The sequence below is a fragment of the Gemella morbillorum genome (assembly GCF_900476045.1).
Lineage (GTDB): Bacteria > Bacillota > Bacilli > Staphylococcales > Gemellaceae > Gemella > Gemella morbillorum.
Genome location: NZ_LS483440.1, coordinates 1,068,389 through 1,091,062, shown reverse-complemented (window position 1 = coordinate 1,091,062; position 22,674 = coordinate 1,068,389). Strand labels below are relative to the sequence as shown.

Below are 22,674 nucleotides of genomic sequence, written 5' to 3'. Positions count from 1 at the left end.
ACTTTTTAGGAAACTATTTACTTTGAAGTTTCTGGAAGACAGAAAAAGTTTAGAAAAAAAAGATTATATTTCAAGGGAAAGAACAAAAATAGTATTTCTTCTAATTTTTGTTTTTTTCTTTGTATGGGTAGTTATCATTAATATAGGACAAATGATGCTTATTGGCACTGTTAGAGGTCAAAATCTGTCTGAACTTGCGGATAAGAAATATAAAATAGATACTAGTTTACAACCTAAAAGAGGAAAAATATTTGATAGAAATGGTAATATATTGGCAGACAATATAGAATCATATAAGCTTGTTGCTGTTGTATCTGATAAGGCTACAGAAGATGAAAAAAATCCTCGTCATGTAGTGGATGTAGACAAGACTGCTGACGAGCTATCTAATTTTATTAAATTAGATAAAAGTAAGATAAAAGAGATATTATTAAAACAGGGTGTTTACCAGGTAGAGTTTGGTACAGCTGGAAAAGATATAAGTATAGAAAATAAGAAAAAAATAGAAGCACTAAATTTACCAGGAATACAGTTTATAGCAACAACGAAGAGGTATTATCCAAATGGTAGTATGTTAGGGAACTTTTTAGGCTTTGCTCAAAATTCTCCAGATAGTGATTTAATAACAGGTCGCTTAGGAATAGAAAAAACATTTGATTACTATTTAAGAGGAAAAGAAGGTCATATAACATATGCAAAAGATGCATGGGGGAAAATAGTTTCTAATATTCCAAAAGTTGAAATTAACCCAGTTGATGGTGCAGATATTTACTTAACTATAGATAAAAATATTCAAGGATTTATAGATAATACTTTAAAAGATATCCATGATAAATATGAGCCGGAAAGTGCATTTGCAATAGCTGTAAGTGCTAAAACTGGAGAAATTTTAGGGTTAGGACAAACTCCAGCTTTTAACCCGAATACTCAAGAAAACTTGGAGAAAGCATGGGCGAATATATTCTATAATTCAGCGTATGAGCCTGGATCTACTCTAAAGACGTTCTCAATGTCATTAATGGTAGAAAATAATATTTATAATCCCAATGCATATTACAAATCTGGTTCATATAGAGTAGAAGACGCTACTATTTATGACTGGAATAAAACGGGATGGGGAACTATTACACAACGACACGGTTTCCAACAATCATCAAATACACTTATGCTTACTTTATTGGAAGGGTTAGGTAGAGAAAAATTAAAAACAGGATTAGAGAGTTTTGGATTCGGAAAAAGTACAAATTCTTTATATGGTAATGAGGCTACGGGTGACTTAGTATTTAATAATAAAGTATCAGCCTCAACTACGGTGTTCGGTCAAGGTAGTACGGTTACTGCTATGCAAATGGTTCAGGCAGAAACGGCTATTTTGAATGAAGGCCAAATGCTATTACCGTATTTTTTACAAAGAGTACATGATAAAACATTAAATAAAGATGTTAATATAGGTCAAAGAACTGTTGTTGGAACACCAATTTCAAAAACTACAGCAGAAAAAATGAAAGAAGAACTTTATGGTGTTGTAAATGGGGAATGGGGCACAGGTGGTAAACGTTACTCTATAGAAAATTATAGTGTTTCTGGGAAAACAGGAACAGCCGAAGTCGTTGATCCGAAAACAGGAACATACTACAAGAGCCCATATAAAGTGTTACATTCATTTTTAGGGTATGCACCAAGTGAAAATCCTGAAGTAATTTTATATGTAGGAATGAAACTTCCAAATAAAAAACTTGCTGAAAGTTCTGCTAATGGGGCATCAGAGATATTTAAACCTATAATGCAAAATATATTAAATTACTTGAATGTTAAAAAAACAAGTAGTGATGAAAATCTTCAAAATTATATGATGGATAATTTCCAAGGGAAAAATATTAATGAAGTTATTTCAAAATTATCTACACAAACAAAAAATATAGTAGTTATAGGTTCGGGAGATGAAGTATTGGGACAATTTCCTTCTCAAGGTAATATATTGAAGAAAGATGATAAAGTATTTTTATTGAGTTCAAATGAAAATATGATATTACCTAATTTTTTAGGATGGTCTAAAGCTGATGTTTTAAATTATGCTGAGTTAGCTGGGTTAAATATAGAAACTGAAGGAAATGGTTATGTAAAACAACAATCAGTACCAGCTAGAAGAATTGTGAAAAAAGGGGATAATATAAAAATAAAATTTAGTTAGGAGAACGAAATGGGTAATTCAGGTATAATAATTGCTATATCGTTATTGCTAGTGGCATTTTTGCTAACTGTAGTGATGCTACCGAAATTAATAAAATATTTACATTATCTTAAATTTGGTCAAGAAATAAGACAAGAAGGTCCACAGAGTCATATTCATAAAAAGGGTACTCCGACAATGGGAGGAATTTCATTTATCCTGGCAATTGTTGTGGCTCTTATAATAGCTATGTTTTTAAATAGCGAAAATATAAAATATTATTTATTATTCATTTATACGACAGTGTCATTTGCAATAATTGGTTATATAGATGATATGTTAATAGTTGTAAAAAAGAAAAATGATGGTTTATCACCAAGAAAAAAATTATTATTGCAAATAGTATTTTCATTAATATTTTATATTTTAGTATCATTAGTATATGATAATGTCAACTTTATAGAAATACCAATAATTAATTATCAGCTAAATATTTCTTATTTATATTTGTTATTTGTTATATTTTGGCAGACAGGATTTTCGAATGCAGTTAATTTAACAGATGGGCTAGATGGTCTAGCTACAAGTGTAACGATAATAACAACCAGTACATTTGCGCTGTTGGCGTATAAAGAAAATAATTTTCCAGTGTTAGTATTCTGTTTGGCTATTGTTGGTGCGCTATTAGGATTTTTATTATTTAACAAAAAGCCTGCAAAAATTTTTATGGGAGATACAGGTTCTCTTGCATTAGGTGGAATTTTAGCAGCTATATCAATAATATTACACAAAGAAATAGTATTTTTATTTATTGGTTTAGTGTATATTCTAGAAACATTATCAGTAATCATTCAGGTTGCATACTTTAAAAAAACAGGAAAGAGAATTTTTAAAATGTCACCATTACACCACCATTTTGAATTGACGGGATATGGTGAGGTGAAAACAGTATACATATTCGTGATTATTGCAGTAATATCATCTGCAATAGGATATTTTATTGGGGTACTATAAAATGATTAATTTAAAAAATAAAAGAATATTAGTTTTGGGTTTTGCGCGAAGTGGATATTCAACTGTAAAAATTTTAAAGAAACTAGGGTATGATGTTAAGTTAAACTCTTATGACGATTTGAGTAATGATGAAAAAGCTCAAGAACTTCGTGAATTGGGAATAGAAATAATTGATGGTGGACACCCGCTTGAATTATTAGAGACAGTTGATTTAATAGTTAAAAATCCAGGAATAAAATATCAAATAGAGTTTTTACAGAAAGCTGTGGAAATGGGAATAGATATTATCACAGAAATTGAATTAGCTAATACGCTATTCTCTATTGATATGGTTGCTATAACAGGAACAAATGGAAAAACAACTACAACACAAATGACTTATGATATATTAAAAAAAGCTAATAAAGATGTATTTTTAGCTGGAAATATCGGCTATCCAAGTGTAGAAGTAGCCTATAATCATCCGAAGTCACTAATTGTTACAGAAGTCTCATCATTCCAATTAGAAGGAACTAAATATTTCAAGCCAAGCATAGCAGTGATAACTAATTTAGGAGAAGGACATTTAGATTATCATGGGAATTTAGAAAATTATCAAAATGCTAAGAAAAAAATATATGTAAATCAAACCAAAGATGATTTCTTAATTATAAATATAAAAGAAAAAGAAAAGTATAATTTAGATAAAATTAAGGCTACTATAATTTTCTATGATACAAAAGAAAATATAAGCGCAGCTGTATATATTAAAGAAAATATAGTAATGTTTAGAGAAACTGAGTTATTTGATAGTACAAAACTTAAACTACCAGGTATGCATAATGTTGAAAATGCAATAAATGCAGCTATTATTTCTTATTTAAAAGGCGCAAGTACAGATGCTATTCAACAAGTACTGTATAATTTTAGTGGAGTTAAGCATAGATTGCAATATGTAGGAGAATACAAAGGTGTAAAATATTACAATGACTCTAAAGCAACTAATCCAGTAGCAACAACAACCGCGTTATCAGGATTCGATAAAAATATTATTTTAATATGTGGTGGTAAGGATAGAGGAATTGACTTTAAAGAGTTAATTCCATATCTAAGTAAAATAAAAGTTATGGTTGTAGTAGGAGAAAGTAAAGAATTATTATATAGTTTAGCGATTCAGCATAATGTGAAATGTATTAAAGCCATAAAAGTTGCAGATGCTACTAAGTTAGCTAGCAGTTTAGCAAAAAACGGAGATACAGTGTTACTATCACCAGCTTGTGCATCATGGGATCAGTATAAGTGCTTTGAAGATCGTGGAGACGAATTTATTACTATGTTTGAAAAAATCAGTAGTGAGGACTAACTGTGTATGAATGAAAAAAATAAAAAGCTACTTTCGAAGATTAATAAAGATAAGCGAAAAAGTTCACTAGAAAAAATAAAAAAGAAAAAAAGAAGAGAATTATCTTTAATAGTATTGTTATTTTTAACCGTAATTTTGGGCGTGGGATTCATGTTTAGTAGCTATGTGAAACTTAAAACTATTAATGTTTCTGGTGAAAATCAAATAACTAAAGATGAGATTTTAGCTGCTGGGAATATAAATTCTAATTTAAAAACATGGACTATAAAAAATGATGAAGTAAGAAATAATATTAAAAATAAATATAGTATATTTAAAGAGGTCACTGTAAAGAGTACATTCCCGTCAAAAATTGATATAAAAGTAGAAGAATATAGGTTTATTGCTAAAAATAAAAAGACTGATGGGCAAATAGAGATAATTATGGAAAATGGAAGAACGTATAGTGGTCAAGTTCGTAATAATTATAATTTACCTATATTAGAAAACTTCAAAGAAGATGAAGAAAAATTAAAAGAAGTTTATAAAAATCTATTAGAATTAAAACAAGAAATTCTAATTCAAATATCAGAAATAATTAGCGAAGATGATGGAAATTTAACAATATACATGAATGATGGTCAAAAAATAAAAGTTTCAAGAGCAAATTTCGCACAAAAACTTAATTATTATGATGAAATTTCTAAGTATATTGATGACAAAAAAAATACAACATTAAATTTGATTAATGGTGCATATTTAGAAACGTCTAAAAGTGAAAAACAACGTATCCAAAACATTAAGAACTTATTAGCTAAAAATTCAGTAGATACAAGTAATGATAAAGAAAAAACAACTTCTGAATCTCAAAATAAAGAAGATAATTCTTCAAGTGATAAAAACACAACTCAAAACCGTGCGATAAATTCACAAAATAATAATCAAGCGTCGACTCAAGCAAATAAAAGAAAAAATACTTAGTAAAAATAATAAATTAAAATCTATTCGAAATTTTCAGTCTTGGATAGATTTTTTCTCTAGTTAACAAGTAATTAAAAGATATAATGAAATTATATTACAATTTAAAAATATTTTAATAAAATTTTAATTTTTTTAGCTTTTTTCATATTTTTTTTTTAAATTTTGTGATATAATTTAGTATGTGTAAATAGAATTTGTTGTGTATTTACAATTTTATTATTAAAGAAATATAAGATATTATTAAGGAAGGAGTGTTTGACTTGAGTTCACAATTATATACTTCAATAGACTTAGGATCATCAAGTATAAAAGTGATTATAGCAGATGTAGTATATGAAAAATTGAATATACTAGGTGTAGGAATTGTGAAAACTACATCGATAAAACGAGGAAATATAATTGATGTGGAATCGGCATCTAGGGATATTCAAAAAGCGATTGATATTGCAAAAAGTGAAGCTAATAAAGATATAAGGTCAGTATATGTAGCAGTTCCAAGTATACACACTCATATTAAGAAAAGTGTAGCGGAAATTAAGTTCGATACAAAACATGATATTGATGGTAGAGATATAGAGGAAGTAATAGAAGAAGCTAAGATTTTACCATTACCAAGGGAAAGAGAAGTAGTACAAGTAATTCCAGACTACTATAGGTTAGATGATATTGAGAATATTAGAAAACCAAAAGGAATGACAGTGCATAATACTTTTGAAATTACTGGGAATAGGGTTCTTACTTCTAAAACGCACTTGCATACAATATATAAGTGTATAGAGAATTTAAGACTTGATTGTAATGAAACATTTTGTACTTCTCATGCGTTAGGAGAATTACTTTTAAACGAAGAAGAGAAAGATTATGGTTCTGTTGTTATTGATATAGGAGCAGGACTTACAACAGTAAGTTATTTTGAAGATGGAATTTTACAATTATCGCAATCTATAGAACTTGCTGGTGAAGATATAACTAGAATGATTTCTGATGTCTTAAATGTTCCTATGAAACGTGCAGAGGAAATAAAGTTAACTCAAGGTCATGCTTTTTATGATATGGCTTCACCACAGGTGATTATTGAATTAGATAACTTAGAGCCTAATGAAGAGCCCTATACGCAAAAAGAGTTAGCAGACTACATTGAAGAAATAGTTGAAGAAATAATTTTACGTTCTTTTGATGTTTTAAGAAAAGCAGGTATTAATAGAGTAAAAGGAAATGTTGTTTTAACGGGTGGAACTACTCAAATGCCAGGTGTTTTGGAATTAGCAAAAGATATGCTAAGAAAAATGAATGTAAGAATTGGTTCCCCTAAAATAATAGGAGCTAATTCTCCAGAATTATCAGTGGTAGTAGGAGCGCTAACAAGCAGTTATAAAATGGAATCGTTACTTGGTTATCAAGTAACAGAAGATGTACCTATCATAAAAAACACGAATTCAACTTTTGAAAACATTTCAACTGTAGAGGAGATAGCTATACCTACTCCAACTGCAGAGAGTCTAATTACAGACGATAAAAATATTGAACATGATGAAGAGAATGATTATTACGAAGAAGACGTAAATAATAAAGAAGAAAATGAAAAAGAACAAAACTTCTTTTCTAAACTTAGTAAGATGTATAATTCATTTTTTGAATAATAATAGGAGGAATTAAATAATGTTTGAAGAATTTGATCAATCAGCAGTAATTAAAGTAGTCGGTGTAGGTGGCGGTGGAGGAAATGCCGTTGACCGAATGAAAGAAAGTGGAATAAAAAATGTAGAGTTTATCGCAATCAATACAGATGCTCAAGCTTTAAAACGTTCTAAAGCAGATGTAAGAATTCAAATTGGAGAGAAGCTAACAAAAGGATTGGGTGCAGGTGCTAATCCTGAAGTAGGACGTAAAGCCGCTGAAGAAACAAAAGATAAAATTGAAGCAGCTTTAGAAGGTGCAGATATGGTATTTGTAACTTCTGGTATGGGAGGAGGAACAGGTACTGGAGCAGCTCCAATCGTAGCAAGTATTGCAAAAGAATTAGGAGCATTAACAGTAGGTGTTGTCACTCGTCCGTTCAATTTCGAAGGTAAAAAGCGTCAAGTACAATCTACAGCAGGAATCAATTCACTTAAAGGAGCAGTAGATACTCTTATCGTAATCCCTAATGATAGATTATTAGACATCGTAGATAAATCTACTCCAATGATGCAAGCATTTGTTGAGGCTGATAATGTTTTACGCCAAGGTGTTCAAGGTATATCTGATTTAATTAACGTATCAGGAACAGTTAATCTTGACTTTGCAGATGTAAAAGCTATTATGGCTGACCAAGGTTCTGCATTAATGGGAATTGGTGTAGCAACTGGTGAAAACAGAGCAATTGAAGCTGCTAAAAAAGCAATTTCATCACCATTATTAGAAACTTCTATCGTAGGAGCAAAAGGTGTATTATTAAACATTACTGGTGGCCCATCACTAAGTTTATTTGAAGCACAAGCAGCAGCAAGTATTGTTCAAGAAGCTAGTGACGATGAAGTAAACATGATTTTCGGTACAGTATTTAACGAAGATTTAGAAAAAACAGATGAAATTATTGTTACAGTTATCGCCACTGGATTTGAAGAAGACGGGGTTAGTGTCGAAAGAGATATTTTAGCGCAACGTCCAGCACAACCAGAAGCTAGTTCATTTACAAGTGGGTATGGAAAAAATGAAGTAGAACAAGAAATGTATCCACGTCCAAGAAGAAGAACTAGAAGAGAAATATAATAAATACTAAGGACGATTTCTAATATGGAAATCGTCTTTTTTTGTTTATAGTATTAAAATGAAAATACACATATATTTTCTAGAAACAATTTACAAAAATAGAAAAGTCTAGTATAATCAATTATAAAATACTTTAGAGAAAGGATGTATAGAATGACAAATCAAAAAATGGAAAGAAAATTACAAGCACGCCACATAACAATGATAGCAATTGGTGGATGTATAGGTACTGGTTTGTTTATGGCTAGTGGTGCTGTAGTTAGTAAAGCAGGTTCTTATGGTGCTGTATTTACGTATGGCTTAATCGGAGTTGTTATTTACTTTTTAATGGCTTCTATAGGAGAACTAGCTACATTTTATCCTGTTTCTGGTTCATTTGGTTCGTATGCAACAAGATTTATTGATCCAGGGTTAGGTTTTGGTATAGGTTGGTTATATTGGATATTATGGATCTTGGTATCTAGTGTAGATATTATAACTTTATCGAAAATTTTACACTACTGGGAATTTTTTAGACAATTCTCTACATTTTATATTTGTATGTTTTTTTTAGTGTTATTATATATTTTAAATTTAGTAAGTGTAAAAGTTTTTGGAGAGGTAGAGTACTGGATAACTATAATAAAAGTTTTAACAGTAATTGTATTTCTTATAGTAGGAGCAGCAATTATTTTTGGAATAACTAATAATACTGATGCAGGAATAACAACTTTCATAAAAAATGGAGAAAAAACTTCTACTGCAGGTCTTTTAGGATTGTTTGGAATTTTCTCAACAGCGGCTTTTTCTTTTGGGGGAACTGAGATTGTTGCAGTAACAGCAGGAGAATCACCTAACCCTAAAGAGACTATGCCTAAAGCTGTAAAGCAGGTATTTTGGAGAATTTTAATATTTTATATAGCAACTATGTTTATTATTTCATCTATAGTGTCTGCAGATGATCCTAGACTCTTAGATACTAATAATGTTACAGCGTCCCCTTTTACAATTGTATTTCAAAATATTGGTTTAGGAATAGCTGCTGTTATTATGAATATAGTAATATTAACTTCTGTGCTTTCAGCAGCAAATTCTGGTATGTATGTTTCTAGTAGACAGCTATTTTCATTGAGTTTGAGTAATTATGGACCAAAATCATTTAAAAAATTAAACTCAAACTCTACTCCAACAATTGCGTTATCATTTTCAGTTATATTTATGATACTATGTTTTATTTTTGAAAAATATAATCCCAAAGGATATTATATGCTCCTTTCTATGGTAGGAATTGTAGTAATGATTATTTGGATGGTATCTTTAATTTCACAAATTCGTTTGAGAAAAGCAATAGTAAAACAAGGGAAAAAAGCAGAAGATGTACTACCATATACAGCTAAAACAGGTGTAATTGGCTCTTATATAGCTTTGATTTCTTTTGGAATAATTATAATTTTACAGTTAGTGTCTGATTATTTGACAGGTGGAATTATTCAGATGTCATACAATTTAGTTTGCCCAGTAATATGTTTAATTTTATATATGTCGTTTAAATTGGTGACTAAAAGAAAGTTTGTTAAATTGGAAGAAATGGATATTGATCCATACAGCGAGAAATAGTTAAGAAAGATAACAAGAATAAAATTTCTTGTTATCTTTTTTTAAAAGAAATAATTAGTTTATACACTTCTAATATATAGAAAATAAGAAAACTTTGTGATAAAATTATATTTAAGTGATTTTATGGAGATGATGATTTTGATTATAGGAATTACTGGAAGTATAGCATGTGGAAAAAGTCTAGTATCTAACTATTTGCAAGAAAAGGGTTATACAATTATAGATGCAGATAAAATAGGGCATATGGCACTAGAGAATGATGAAGTAAAAAAACAACTTGTCAATAAATTTGGAAAGTCAATACTAAAAGATAATGAAGTAAATAGAGTAACTTTAGGAAAATTAGTATTCGAAAATAATGAAAATTTAAAAGAGTTAAATAATATAATTCATCCTCAAATTAGAAAAAATATTTCAGAACAAATACAAGTGCATAAAAATGAGAAATTAGTCTTTGTAGATGTCCCTTTGTTGTTTGAAGCAAAATTTGATGATTTAGTAGAAAAAATTATTGTCATATCTTTAGATGAGAAAATTCAACTAGAAAGACTTATGAACAGAAATTCTTTATCAAAAGAAGAGGCATTACAAAGAATAAAAAGTCAAATACCAGTTCGAGAAAAAGAAAAACTGGGGGATTATGTTGTAGATAATAGTTTCACTCAAGAAAATACTTATAACCAAGTAGATAGAATTTTAGAAAAATTAAAACTAGGAGAATAATAAAATGACACAAGTGTTAAAAATAGAAAATCTTAGTGGTGGGTACAACCGTAAAAAGATTATAGAAAATATTAATATAGAGATTCCTAAAGGAAGTATCACTGCTTTAATAGGTTTAAATGGAGCAGGGAAGAGTACAACGATTAAACACATTTTAGGTTTATTACGCCCTATGGACGGAGAGATAAAGGTTAATGGAATTACAATAAGAGAAAATAATGAAAAATATAGAAAAAGTATTAGTTATATTCCAGAATCACCAGTTTTATATGATGAATTAACTTTGGAAGAACACATAAATTTAACAGCTATGGCATATGGCTTAAATATGAAAGAAGCATGGCAAAAAGCTGATGTTCTATTGAAATTGTTTAAATTAAGTGATAAAAAGAAATTTTTCCCAGTTCATTTTTCAAAAGGGATGAAACAGAAAGTTATGATAATTTGTTCTTTCCTTGTAGAACCTAACTTATACATAATAGATGAACCATTTTTAGGGTTAGATCCTATAGCAATTAATGATCTAATTAATTTAATGTGCGAAAAAAGAGATAATGGAGCGAGTATTTTGATGTCTACTCATATTCTAGCTACAGCAGAAAAGTATTGCGATAATTTCATTATAATTCATGAAGGTAAAATATTGGCTAGTGGAAAATTATCATATTTGAGAAAAGAGTTTAATATGGCAGATGCATCTTTAGATGAAATTTATCTAGCGTTGACTACGAGAGGTCAAGATGAGTAATATAAAGAATATTTTTGATGATAGAAGAAGAAGAGAACGTGAAACAAGAGTAACATATAGTAAATATATTTTCAATTCGCACTTAGTTATGTTTCTTATCATAGTGCTAGGAGCAGGGCTAATTAATTATTCACAGTGGCTAGAGAATGCTAGTAAGTTAGAGATGAAGACAGTTTTTATTGCAGCATCAGCGATATTCAGTTATCTTTTAGTATCGTTAAAAGTAAAGACTTTTATAAAAGAAGCGGATGCAATATTTTTACTTCCATTAGAAAAGTATTATGGAAAAGTAGCTATAAAAACAGGAATAATATTAACAAGTATTCATTTATTATTCTTAGTTATATTTTATTTTATAATTAAACCATTATTAAGTCGTATAGGTGGATTTAGTGGGTTAGAAGAGTTTACTGGAATCGTAGGAGCTCAATTCTTTATGCTTATTGTAGGAGTAATGGTGAATGTTTTCTATAGATTAGCAGAAGCTATTTATTTTGAGAAAAAGTTTTTTATGAAGATTTTATTATTCTTGAATATATTTCTTCCAATATTGGTCGTATTTGGTAAATATAATTATCTAGAATATACTACTTTTGTTACTTTAATAATTATATCAATAATTATTGTTAAAAATCATAGTAATGTGAAAAAAACTTTACTACTAAATAATGACATAGGTTATGCATTAAAATGGAATGAAGCAGCAGAATATGATAGACATAGAGAAGAAAATTATCTTAAGTTTGTTAGTATGTTTGTTGATGTACCACTAAATGGAATAAAAGTTGCCAGACGAAAATATTTTGATGTATTACTACCAAAATTAACCGAACAAAACTTCACAGTAGAAAATAGTTTTAAATATTATTACTATCGAGTATTTCTACGTCAAGAAAATACAGTATTTCTTGCACTAAGATTAATGTTAATAGCAGGTATTATAATATATAGCTTCAATAATGTATATGTGAGTTTAGTGGTTATTATATCATATAGTTATTTAACTATTATTCAACTTGTCCCATTGTATAAGCAAATAAGCAATAATATTTGGCATAGTATATTACCAGTTAATGAAGAAATAAAAATTAAAAGTTTTAAAAATTTATTAACAGCAGTTATTTTAATAACAACATTTATATTGACATTATTAAGTATTGTAGTAAGTGGAATAGATTATTTAACAATAGGTATAAATATTTTATCATTTGTACTGGCAAATTTATTGGTGAGGGTATTTATAGCTAAAGTTAAGTAGAAGGGAGGATACTATGAAAAATATTGCAATAATTGGTGGAGATTTGTCAGGGGTAAGCTGTGCTTATTTTCTTGATAAGTTTTCAGGTGCTAATTCTAAAAAGTTCAATATTGATTTAATAGAAAAAGATTTAGAATTTGCAAATGATAAATTTGGGAAATTTCAATATGGTCAGGAAATATATGATAATGGATGGCATAATTCTATAAATGAACAGGGAGTTTTGTTTTATCTAATGGTTGAGTTGGGTTTACACAGATACCTAATACAAAGTGGATTAACTAAAAAAGTATTTTTTACAAAAGAAGGAATAAAATATTTACCTGATAAAATGTTGTATGGTTATCCGTTAGATAAAAAAGAAATACTATTATCTGATATATTTACATTTAAAGAAAAATTATCTGTTTTATATAATATGCACAATACATTAGAAGATGAAAATGTAGAAAAACTTACAGTAGAAGAATTTTTCAAGGCAAATATAAATGAACATATTTATATTAAATTAATAGAACCACTTCTAACTAGCCACTACGGTAGTGATATTTCTACGCAAAACATGGTAAGTTTAATGCCAGAGTTATCATTTTTGACTATTCAAAAAGAAGACATCAATAAAATTTTAGAAGACATGTATAATAGAAGAGTTATTGATAATATAACAGTAGGTAGAGAATATAGATTAAAATTCACTTTAAAATCTTTTATAGAAACATTAGAATCTAATTTTTCAGGAAAAGTGTTTTTAGAATTTAATAGAGATGTTGAAAAAATAGAGAAAAAAGGTGAGAAGTATTTAGTATATTCTAATGGAAGTATTTATCAATACGATTATTTGATATTAACATTAAATCAAAAAAATTTTCTACCTTGGTTTTCTCAAGATGAAACAATAAAAGATTTTTTTGAAGATATGGCCTATGTATCGAATATAGTTTTAACTTTCGTTTATAGACGAGATGAATTGCATATAAATAGAGAAATAGGAGAAATTATTTTTCCAAAAGAGGAGAGCGAGTATTTAACTAAATTGGAATATATAAGTAATAAGTGGATTGATGTGAAAATGAGCGGTATTCAAATAGTTAGAGCTTATATAAATCGCCAAGAAGCAGTAAAAAAACTTCTTAAGAAAACTGATAAAGAGATTCAAAATATTGTTGAAGAGGAGATCCGTACTGTACATGGATTCGTTGGTAAGCCAGAGAGATGTTATGTGAGCAAAGTAGAAGATAATTATAGATTTTGTTGTGAAAAGTATAATGAAAAAATTAATAGTTTATCAACTTATTTAGCAGAAGAATATCCGAATTTATATATAATAGGTAAGTCCAAAAAAGCAACTAATCTTGAAAACACTATTTTAGAGGCAAAAGAGACTGCAAAAGAAATTGTGGAAAAAATTAAATAAATAAGAAATATCTATGATATGAGGTGAATATGATGAAATTTAATTTTAATAAAGCTAATGGAACGAAAGTAACGTTTATTTTTGAAGATATAGACTATACTAATGAATTATTAGCTTATACAAAAGAAAAAAAACTATTTAGTGGGAAATTAAACGAAGTTTATTGTAATTTACCATTTAATGGTGAAAAAGAAATTTTAGTGGGGTTTGGGAAAAAAGAAGACTTATTAGAAGACGATATAAGAAAAGTATTTTTCAAATTAGGGAAAGAACTAATAAGATTTAAGGAACAAGAAGTATTATTACAACTACCAAAACTAGATAATATAAAAACTAGTTCCCTAGTAAAAGCGATAGTGGAAGGATTCTTGCATTCTACATACAAATTTGATAAATATAAAAGTGATAGAAAAGATTATCCAGAGATAACTATCAATTTAATAACTGAAGAAGACTCATCACTATTGGAATCATGTGTAAAAGAGGCACAAGATGTTATTAATGGTATCTTCTTTGCAAGGGATTTAGTAAATGAAAGAGCAGAATATTTGTATCCAGAAAGTTTGGCAAATATAGCAAAAAATGAATTAACTCAACTTGGGGTAGAAGTAGAGGTATATGATGAAAAACAATGTGAAGAATTAGGACTAAAAGGTCTTTTGGCAGTAGGACGAGCATCAACAAGAAAACCTCGTTTTATTGTTATGAAGTATATAAATGATAAAACAAATGATGAAATTATTGGTCTGGTAGGAAAAGGTGTAACATATGATACTGGGGGATATTCAATAAAACAAACAGCTAATAGTATGGATATAATGCACTGTGATATGGGGGGTGCTGGAACTGTACTAGGAACAATGAAGCTAATAGCAACAAGAAAACTTAAAACAAATGTTATTGGAATTATTGGTGCATGTGAAAACATGATTTCAGGAAGTTCATATAAACCAGGTGATATAATTTCTACATTATCAGGAAAAACTGTGGAGGTATTGAACACAGATGCAGAAGGACGTATTACATTAGCTGATTCAGTTTATTACGCTACAGAGAAATTAAAAGTAAGTAAAGTAATAGACTTGGCAACTTTAACAGGGGCATGTTTAGTAGCACTTGGGGAGTTCTATACGGGAGCCGTAACTAATGATCAAAAATTTTATGATGAGTTAGTCAATGCATCGAAAAAGGCTGGAGAAAGAATATGGCAAATGCCAGTAGACGACAGTTTTAGAAAGTTAAATAATTCATCAGTGGCCGACGTAAAAAATACAGGAGGTCGTTTAGGTGGAACAATTACCGCAGGTTTATTTATAGAAAATTTTGTGGCTAATAATACACCATGGATTCACTTAGATATAGCAGGAACAGCGTATCTATCTAAACCAGAAGGGTACTTACCGAAAGGTGCAACAGGAGTTCATGTAAAAACATTGTACAATTTATTAAATAAATAAAATATTAAAAGTTCAAGGGTATAACATATTATATTCTTGAGCTTTTTTATATAATATTGTGAATTTGCTGGTAATTATATTAAGATTTTGTAAAAAATTCGCAAATATAAAAAGAAATATTTCAACAGTAATTGACATTGATAATTATTATTGATAAGATAAATATAAGTAGAAAAGTAAGGAGGATATAATGATAAAGTTAAATCCATTAACGCTGGTAATATTAAACATTTTATTTCCAGTAGTTATCTTTTTAGGGAAAGGTATAATTTATGAAACTATTTGTCTATTGATTGCAATTGTAGTTTTATCTATATACAAACGCTATTTACAAATATTAAAATTTATAATTTGGTATATATCTTTTTCAATACTAGCTTATTTAATATCAATTAGTAATATAATTTGGATTGCAGATCTATTTGGAACATTAGTTTACATTATCCTCAGAATGACACCGGTTATGATGATTGCTTATATTTTAGTAAAAGACATAAAAAGTAATGAATTATTATCTGCATTTGAACAAATTCATTTACCAAAAAAAATTATGTTAAGTATTACAGTAGCTTTAAGATTTTTCCCAACATATAAATTGGAAATTAGAATGATTAGAGAATCATTAAAGATGAGAAATATTAATTTAAAAATTACAGAACCGCTAAAATTTTTAGAGTATTGGCTAGTCCCAGTTCTAATGAGGATGAATCTTATTGCAGAAGAAATGACAGCAACAGCTATGACAAAAGGGGTAGAGTCACCAATGAGAAGGACATCATTTTATAATGTGAAAATGAGAATAATTGATTATATTTTCTTAATTATTGTCTTTATAATTTTTGTATTTCTATTAATAGGGGGCATTAAATAATGTTAGAATTTAGAAATGTGTCTTTTACTTATAAGAATTCAGAAGAGAAGGTGTTAAATAATGTGAGTTTTAAAATTAATGAGGGGGAGTGTATTTTATTAACAGGAGTATCTGGAAGTGGGAAGTCAACTATTGTTCATTTAATGAATGGGCTTATACCAGCTTTATATGAAGGAGAATTAACTGGGAAAATATATTATAATAATACTTCTTTAGAAAGTATAAAAACATATGACATAGCAAAAGATATCGGTTATGTTAGCCAAGATCCAAGAGGACATTTTTTTACTACAAACACAACGAGTGAGCTTGTATTTGCTATGGAAAATTTTGGAATTTCTCTAGATGAAATGAAAAAAAGGTATAATGCAGTTGTTGAATTATTAGAACTGGAAGAAATTGTTGATAAGAATATTTTGTATATTTCTAGTGGGGAGCGTCAAAAAATAGCGATTGGGTGTAGTTTAACATTAATACCGAGAGTAATAATATTAGATGAACCATCATCTAACTTAGATTTTCGCATGACAAAGAAATTAACAATATTAATTGAAAAACTGAAAAATAAAGGTTATACAATAATTATTGCAGAGCATAGAATACATTATATTCAAAAATTAATAGATAAGGTTTTAATTGTAAATAAAGGTATGACTAAGGAAATAACAATTGATGATTTGAAAAACACCACTGATTTTCCTTTAAGAACTCTAGATGTATTTAATTTACAGCTAGAAAATATTAGCTCAAAAAATAAAGACTTACTACTGCAGATTGATAATGTAAGTTATGGAGATATATTATTGCAAATTTCAACATCTATAAATAAAGGTGATGTAATCGGTTTGATTGGAAGAAATGGTGCAGGGAAAACAACATTATTAAGGATGCTTACCAATATAATGAATCCAACTAAAGGAAAAATTTTAGGAAATGTTAAACCGTTTTTAGTGATGCAAGATATGGATTATCAATTTTTTACAGAATCAGTTTTAAGTGAAATACGTTTTGGAAATGAAGGAGTTGAGAATGATAAAATTAATAATCTATTAGAAGAATTGGGATTAAATAAATTTAAAGATAAAATTCCTTTTGAATTGTCAGGAGGGCAAAAACAAAGGTTACTCATTTCTATAGCTGCAATATCTAATGTAAATTTATTGATGTTTGATGAACCAACTAGTGGTCTAGATTATATAAATATGGAAAAGGTTAGTAGTGTGTTAAAAAATCTATCCAAAGAAAATGCTCTAATAATAGCTACACATGATATAGAGTTTTTATATAAAACATGCAATAGAATAATATACTTAGATAATAAGACGATAAAAAAAGATTTTTATTTAGATAATGAAAGTAAATCAGAAGTTCAGAATATTTTTATAAATATGGAGGGATAAAAAATGAAATTAAAAACAAAAGATTATATTTTTTTAGGAATGGCAACAGTATTGTCATTAGTAGTTTACATGATAGCAATGGTTATCTCAAGCTTCTTAGGTGCATTTGGTCATAGCATATCACCTGGGATATGGGGATTATTAGCAGGAATAATCTTTGTATATATATGCTATAATTACAAAAAGTTTGGTATATTTACTGTTTTTATAATTATACATATGATTATATTTTCAATAATGGGAGGAGCGTATTTACCATGGTGGATATCTTCGATTACTGGTGCCTTTTTAGCAGATTTTGTATTAAAAACATTTGGTTATAATAATGTTATTTCTCAATGTGCAGCATTAAGTTTGATAAACATAGGAAGTGCGTGTGGTGCATGGATACCGATAATATTTTTTGCTGATTCATACAGAAGTGATTGGATAGCAAGAGGTCAATCAGCTGAAGCAATGGATACCTCAATAAAATATGGGTCAGGACCATGGTTAATCCTAGGTATAGTATGTATAATAACGTTAAGTTGTATAGGTGTATTGATCGCAAGAAAAATTTTGAAAAAATATCAAAAATAATAATTTTTCGCTTGACAAGTAAATATTAAGGGTGTAAAATAAGTATCAATAAAAATAAAACTTTAGAAAAGAATAGTAATTTTGAAAAAAATTTTTAGCGAGCTAACGATGGTGAGAGGTTGGTAATTAATTTCTTAATGAACGCACTTTTTAGTTAATTATGAAAATAATTGGTTACTCTGCCTTAAGGAGTTCGAGTGGGTATGCTTATACCAAGAAAAGTGGCAACGCGGATTTGTATTTCGTCTTTTTACAGTTCTATTAGGAATTGTAAAAAGACTTTTTTATTTAGCTGTAACTTTATGGTATAGAGATAAAATCTAGGTATAAGAATATCAAAAAGAGTGGCACCGCGAAAATTCGTCTCTTTATAGTTAGATAGCAAATTTAACTATAAAGAGACTTTATTTATTATTACTATAATTATCTAAAGGAAAAAATAAATAAAAAGGAGACAAAAAAATGAAAAAATTATTACTATTAATAACTGCAATGGTTGCAGCAATTACGTTAACAGCTTGTTCAGGGGCAAAAACAACTAAAACAAAGATGGATGAAATTAAAGAAAAAGGTAAAATTGTCCTAGGAGTTTCTCCAGACTATCCACCTTATGAGTTTACAACTACAGAAAATGGGCAAAAGAAAGTGGTTGGAGCAGATATTTATCTAGCTCAAGAAATAGCTAAAAAACTAGGCGTAGAAGTAGAAATTCAAGAAATGGCTTTTGATTCACTAATTGCAGCAGTAAATGCTAATAAAGTTGATATGGTTATTTCTGGAGTAAATCCTACTGAAGAAAGAAAAAAAGCAGTAGATTTTTCTGATATATACTATACAGGTAAAGGTATTTTTGTAGTTAACAAAGATTCTGCTGAGATAAAATCAGTTGCAGATTTAAAAGGGAAAAAAGTTGGAGTTCAAAAAGGATCTACATATGAAACATATGCTAAAGAACAATTAAAAATTGAAGATAAAGATTTACAATCTTTAACAGATGTGCCAAGCTTACTACAAGATTTAAAAAATAAAAAAATTGATGTAGTACTAATTCCAGATGATGTAGCAAAAATTGCAATTAATAAATACAATGACATTAAAATTAGTGCATTTAGTGCAGAAAATGATCCAGAAGCAACAGGTATGGCTATTGTCTTCAAAAAAGCAAAAGATGGTAGCAACAAAACTTTATTAGAGCAAGTTAATGCCGTTATTAAAGAAATTAAAGAGAAAAATCTATTTGAAAAAGAATTAGATAAATATGCAAAACTTGCTGCTGCAAGTGAATAGAAAGAGGTAAAAAATAAAATGTTTGATTTTCTTCCAAAGTATTATACAACTTATATAGACGCAACCGTAACAACATTAAAAGTATCACTTATTGCGTTATTAATAGGATTGTTACTAGGAATAGTAATTTGTTTAGCCAAAATAAGTACAATAAAAGTATTGAATGTACTAGCAACAATTTATGTTGAAGTAATTAGAAATACTCCAATATTAGTGCAAATTATGATTATATACTTTGCTCTTCCAGAAGTAGGAATATCATTTACTCCATTTATGTCAGCAATAATTGCATTATCTATAAATTCAGGAGCTTATGTGAGCGAAATTTTCCGTTCGGGAATATTAGCTATAGATAAAGGTCAGATGGAGGCTGGACGCTCTTTAGGTCTTAGTTACTTCCAAACGATGAAATTTATCATTTTACCACAAGCATTAAAAAATAGTTTACCAGCTTTAGGTAATGAGTTTATATCGCTAGTAAAAGAATCATCAATAGTATACTTTGTCGGGGTAGCGGATATAATGTTTGCAGCCAATACTGTAAAAAATGCAACTTATGAAACATTTGGTCCATATTTAATAGCTGCGGCAATATATTTTATAATTACATCAGTATTATCATTCCTAGTAAAAAGACTAGAAAAAAAATTAGCAAAGTAGGTGAAGACGTTGTTGTTAGAAATAAAAAATTTGCATAAAAAATTCGGTAAATTAGAAGTATTAAATGGTGTGAATATTAGTGTAGAAAAAGGGGAGAAAATCGTAATTCTAGGTTCTAGTGGTAGTGGAAAAAGTACAGCATTACGTTGTGTAAACTTATTAGAAACTCCTACTGGTGGACAAATATTATACAACGGGGAAGACATTACTAAACAAAATATCAATAAGTATAGAAAAAAAGTAGGAATGGTATTCCAAAATTTTAATCTATTTCCAAATATGAGTGTTCTAGAAAATATAACGCTAGCACCAAAAGCTTTTGGAGATGATACTGATGAAAACATAGAGAAGAAAGCAATAGAATTATTGAAGAGAGTAGGGCTTGAAGATAAAAAAGATGTCTATCCAAATAGTCTTTCGGGCGGCCAAAAACAACGTGTTGCGATAGCACGTGCGTTAGCCAACTCACCAGAAGTATTATTATTTGACGAACCTACTAGTGCTTTGGATCCAGAAATGGTAAAAGAAGTATTAGATGTAATTAAAGAGCTGTCAGAAGAAGGATTAACTATGTTAATAGTTACTCATGAAATGAACTTTGCTAAAGAAGTTGCTGATAAAGTAATCTTTATGGATGGTGGAATAGTTTTAGAAGAGGGAACACCGTCAGAGATATTTGACAATCCAAAAGAAGAAAGAACTAAAGAATTCTTTTCAAAAATTTTATAAGTTATTAGTTAATATTTTGCAAGAAATTAAATGTAAAGTTAAAATTTAAAGTTCGTGAAACAACCTTGTTTATAGAAATACAAGGTTGTTTTTTTATGTTTTGCAACTAAAATAACTTTTATTTAGTTGATGAGCAGTAGAATTCCACAAAAAAATGAACGTTAAAATTTAATGTCTTGACATAATAAAGAAAAAGGTATATTATGGTATAGTTGGAAAAGGAAATAAAATATAAATAAGGAGAAAATTCTAATTATGATAGAACGTCTTTTTAAATTAAGGGAAAATAATACAAACGTTAAAACTGAAGTAGTTTCAGGTTTGATCACATTTTTCTCAATGAGTTATATTTTAGTAGTAAATCCAGCTGTATTATCAGCAGCAGGTATTCCATTAGATAGAGTGTTTACAGCAACAATTATTGCAGTTTTAGTTGGTACTTTAATTATGGCATTAGCAGCAAATTATCCAATAGTAGTTGCACCTGGTATGGGAATAAACTCGTATTTTGCAACATTAGCTGCTACATCAGGTTATAACTATAAAACTTTATTAGCAACGTGTTTTTTAGCTGCTGTTATTTTTGTAATATTATCAGCAACAAAATTCCGCGAAATTTTAATCGATTCAATTCCCAATAATTTAAGATATGGAATTTCGGCTGCAATTGGGTTATTTATCGCATTTTTAGGACTTAAAAACTCTGCATTAATCGTGGCAAACCCACATACGATTCTTTCATTAGGTGATTTAAAAAATCCAGTTGCTTATATGACAATTTTAGGTATCTTTATAATCCTTGTTCTATTAGCTTTAGAGGTGAAAGGTGCTATCTTCATAGGTATGGTGGTAGTCGCTATTATTTCATACTTTACAGGAATGTTAAAAGTTGATAAAATTTTTGGTATTCCTCATATGGATTTAAGCTTATTATATAATCCAGTTAGTGAGAGTATTAACGTATTACAATTAGGGTTATATGGAATAGTCTTTACATTTTTAATGGTAACACTATTTGATACTACGGGTACAATGGTCGCAGTAACTACACAAGCAGGTTTAGTAAAAAATGGAAAAATGGAAAAAGTAAAAGAAGCATTATTAGCTGATTCATTTGCATCATTAGCAGGATCATTATTCGGAAGTACACCAACTTCAGCATATATAGAATCTTCTGCAGGAGTTGCAAACGGAGGACGTACAGGACTTACAGCATTGACGACAAGTTTCTTTGTAGTAATCTCAATTTTTTTATTCCCATTAGCAAGTAGCTTAGCTTCAGTACCAGCAATTACATCTCCTGCATTAATTATTATTGGATCATTTATGATGGAAAGTATTGCAAAAATAGATTGGGCTGATATCACGGAAGCTTTCCCAGCATTTGTTACAATTGTGGGTATTCCACTTACAGGCTCAATCAATGATGGTATCGCATTTGGATTTATATTTTATGTTATTTTAAAAGTATCGAAAAGACAATGGAAAAATATTCATCCATTAATGTATATTTTCGCAATATTATTTGTTATCCAGTTATTGTGGTTGCATATATAATCGTTTTAAAACTCACTTTTTTAGGTGAGTTTTATTTTTTGAAAAAGAACAGACTAATACTTTAATTTTATTAAGGATTACAATTTTTAATTTAAATATTTCTTTTGGAGAATTAAGGGGAAAATAAAGATTTAATACTATTTAAATAAAAAAATATT

The 22,674-nt window shown here is 28.7% G+C and carries 19 protein-coding genes and 1 other annotated feature; all 19 genes read left to right on the top strand.

Annotated features, from left to right (window positions below):
- Positions 1–22: 22 nt before the first annotated feature.
- The 19 genes from DQN46_RS05315 (at position 23) to DQN46_RS05225 (ending at position 22,516) form a co-directional block, all read left to right on the top strand.
- Positions 23–2,191: a penicillin-binding transpeptidase domain-containing protein gene (locus DQN46_RS05315; RefSeq protein ID WP_224207403.1), complete on the top strand. Its 2,169-nt coding sequence runs from the start codon at positions 23–25 to the stop codon at positions 2,189–2,191.
- A gap of 9 nt (positions 2,192–2,200) precedes the next feature.
- Complete coding sequence (mraY, locus tag DQN46_RS05310; protein ID WP_111743262.1) at positions 2,201–3,184, top strand: phospho-N-acetylmuramoyl-pentapeptide-transferase; 984 nt, start codon at positions 2,201–2,203, stop codon at positions 3,182–3,184.
- 1 nt (position 3,185) lies between these two features.
- Entirely contained in the window at positions 3,186–4,526 is a 1,341-nt protein-coding gene (murD, locus tag DQN46_RS05305) for a UDP-N-acetylmuramoyl-L-alanine--D-glutamate ligase (RefSeq protein ID WP_111743261.1), read from the top strand.
- A gap of 6 nt (positions 4,527–4,532) precedes the next feature.
- Complete coding sequence (locus tag DQN46_RS05300) at positions 4,533–5,486, top strand: cell division protein FtsQ/DivIB (protein ID WP_111743260.1); 954 nt, start codon at positions 4,533–4,535, stop codon at positions 5,484–5,486.
- A 251-nt stretch (positions 5,487–5,737) separates the two neighbouring features.
- Positions 5,738–7,126: a cell division protein FtsA gene (gene ftsA / locus DQN46_RS05295; protein WP_224207402.1), complete on the top strand. Its 1,389-nt coding sequence runs from the start codon at positions 5,738–5,740 to the stop codon at positions 7,124–7,126.
- Between the two features lie 19 nt (positions 7,127–7,145).
- The gene (gene ftsZ, locus DQN46_RS05290; RefSeq protein ID WP_004631614.1) at positions 7,146–8,237 is read left to right on the top strand and encodes a cell division protein FtsZ; all 1,092 of its coding nucleotides are present in this window, start codon (positions 7,146–7,148) and stop codon (positions 8,235–8,237) included.
- A 153-nt stretch (positions 8,238–8,390) separates the two neighbouring features.
- The gene (locus tag DQN46_RS05285; RefSeq protein WP_111743258.1) at positions 8,391–9,833 is read left to right on the top strand and encodes an amino acid permease; all 1,443 of its coding nucleotides are present in this window, start codon (positions 8,391–8,393) and stop codon (positions 9,831–9,833) included.
- A gap of 96 nt (positions 9,834–9,929) precedes the next feature.
- Positions 9,930–10,556, top strand: coding sequence for a dephospho-CoA kinase (gene coaE, locus DQN46_RS05280; protein ID WP_224207401.1), 627 nt, complete (start codon positions 9,930–9,932; stop codon positions 10,554–10,556).
- A gap of 4 nt (positions 10,557–10,560) precedes the next feature.
- Complete coding sequence (locus tag DQN46_RS05275) at positions 10,561–11,304, top strand: ABC transporter ATP-binding protein (RefSeq protein WP_111743256.1); 744 nt, start codon at positions 10,561–10,563, stop codon at positions 11,302–11,304.
- Positions 11,297–12,562 (top strand): ABC transporter permease, encoded by a 1,266-nt coding sequence (locus DQN46_RS05270; protein WP_004631622.1) that lies wholly within the window; start codon positions 11,297–11,299, stop codon positions 12,560–12,562. Before DQN46_RS05275 ends, DQN46_RS05270 begins: the two co-directional genes overlap by 8 nt.
- 13 nt (positions 12,563–12,575) lie before the next feature.
- Positions 12,576–13,976 (top strand): protoporphyrinogen/coproporphyrinogen oxidase, encoded by a 1,401-nt coding sequence (locus DQN46_RS05265; protein WP_111743255.1) that lies wholly within the window; start codon positions 12,576–12,578, stop codon positions 13,974–13,976.
- 29 nt (positions 13,977–14,005) lie between these two features.
- Positions 14,006–15,433 (top strand): leucyl aminopeptidase, encoded by a 1,428-nt coding sequence (locus DQN46_RS05260; RefSeq protein ID WP_231941201.1) that lies wholly within the window; start codon positions 14,006–14,008, stop codon positions 15,431–15,433.
- Positions 15,434–15,623: 190 nt separating this feature from the next.
- A complete protein-coding gene (locus tag DQN46_RS05255; protein WP_004631625.1) occupies positions 15,624–16,304 on the top strand; it encodes an energy-coupling factor transporter transmembrane component T in 681 nt (226 codons plus the stop codon).
- Positions 16,304–17,704 carry an ABC transporter ATP-binding protein gene (locus tag DQN46_RS05250; protein ID WP_111743253.1) on the top strand — a complete coding sequence of 467 codons (1,401 nt, stop codon included), beginning with the start codon at positions 16,304–16,306 and terminating at the stop codon, positions 17,702–17,704. The genes DQN46_RS05255 and DQN46_RS05250 overlap by 1 nt, the downstream gene beginning before the upstream one ends.
- A gap of 3 nt (positions 17,705–17,707) precedes the next feature.
- Positions 17,708–18,283, top strand: coding sequence for an MptD family putative ECF transporter S component (locus DQN46_RS05245; protein ID WP_003145799.1), 576 nt, complete (start codon positions 17,708–17,710; stop codon positions 18,281–18,283).
- Positions 18,284–18,336: 53 nt separating this feature from the next.
- Positions 18,337–18,536, top strand: a binding site (T-box leader).
- A 209-nt stretch (positions 18,537–18,745) separates the two neighbouring features.
- Entirely contained in the window at positions 18,746–19,570 is an 825-nt protein-coding gene (locus DQN46_RS05240) for a transporter substrate-binding domain-containing protein (protein WP_111743252.1), read from the top strand.
- A gap of 18 nt (positions 19,571–19,588) precedes the next feature.
- Positions 19,589–20,230, top strand: a complete 642-nt coding sequence (locus DQN46_RS05235) for an amino acid ABC transporter permease (protein WP_004631628.1) — start codon at positions 19,589–19,591, stop codon at positions 20,228–20,230.
- A gap of 12 nt (positions 20,231–20,242) precedes the next feature.
- Positions 20,243–20,959 carry an amino acid ABC transporter ATP-binding protein gene (locus tag DQN46_RS05230; protein ID WP_004631631.1) on the top strand — a complete coding sequence of 239 codons (717 nt, stop codon included), beginning with the start codon at positions 20,243–20,245 and terminating at the stop codon, positions 20,957–20,959.
- Positions 20,960–21,214: 255 nt separating this feature from the next.
- Positions 21,215–22,516 carry an NCS2 family permease gene (locus DQN46_RS05225; RefSeq protein ID WP_004631632.1) on the top strand — a complete coding sequence of 434 codons (1,302 nt, stop codon included), beginning with the start codon at positions 21,215–21,217 and terminating at the stop codon, positions 22,514–22,516.
- Positions 22,517–22,674 lie beyond the last annotated feature (158 nt).

Coding starts and splice junctions, on each gene's coding strand:
- mraY (WP_111743262.1), top strand. CDS start 2,201: ATGGGTAATTCAGGTATAATAATTGCTATATCGTTATTGCTAGTGGCA.
- murD (WP_111743261.1), top strand. CDS start 3,186: ATGATTAATTTAAAAAATAAAAGAATATTAGTTTTGGGTTTTGCGCGA.
- DQN46_RS05300 (WP_111743260.1), top strand. CDS start 4,533: ATGAATGAAAAAAATAAAAAGCTACTTTCGAAGATTAATAAAGATAAG.
- ftsZ (WP_004631614.1), top strand. CDS start 7,146: ATGTTTGAAGAATTTGATCAATCAGCAGTAATTAAAGTAGTCGGTGTA.
- DQN46_RS05285 (WP_111743258.1), top strand. CDS start 8,391: ATGACAAATCAAAAAATGGAAAGAAAATTACAAGCACGCCACATAACA.
- DQN46_RS05275 (WP_111743256.1), top strand. CDS start 10,561: ATGACACAAGTGTTAAAAATAGAAAATCTTAGTGGTGGGTACAACCGT.
- DQN46_RS05270 (WP_004631622.1), top strand. CDS start 11,297: ATGAGTAATATAAAGAATATTTTTGATGATAGAAGAAGAAGAGAACGT.
- DQN46_RS05265 (WP_111743255.1), top strand. CDS start 12,576: ATGAAAAATATTGCAATAATTGGTGGAGATTTGTCAGGGGTAAGCTGT.
- DQN46_RS05260 (WP_231941201.1), top strand. CDS start 14,006: ATGATGAAATTTAATTTTAATAAAGCTAATGGAACGAAAGTAACGTTT.
- DQN46_RS05255 (WP_004631625.1), top strand. CDS start 15,624: ATGATAAAGTTAAATCCATTAACGCTGGTAATATTAAACATTTTATTT.
- DQN46_RS05250 (WP_111743253.1), top strand. CDS start 16,304: ATGTTAGAATTTAGAAATGTGTCTTTTACTTATAAGAATTCAGAAGAG.
- DQN46_RS05245 (WP_003145799.1), top strand. CDS start 17,708: ATGAAATTAAAAACAAAAGATTATATTTTTTTAGGAATGGCAACAGTA.
- DQN46_RS05240 (WP_111743252.1), top strand. CDS start 18,746: ATGAAAAAATTATTACTATTAATAACTGCAATGGTTGCAGCAATTACG.
- DQN46_RS05235 (WP_004631628.1), top strand. CDS start 19,589: ATGTTTGATTTTCTTCCAAAGTATTATACAACTTATATAGACGCAACC.
- DQN46_RS05225 (WP_004631632.1), top strand. CDS start 21,215: ATGATAGAACGTCTTTTTAAATTAAGGGAAAATAATACAAACGTTAAA.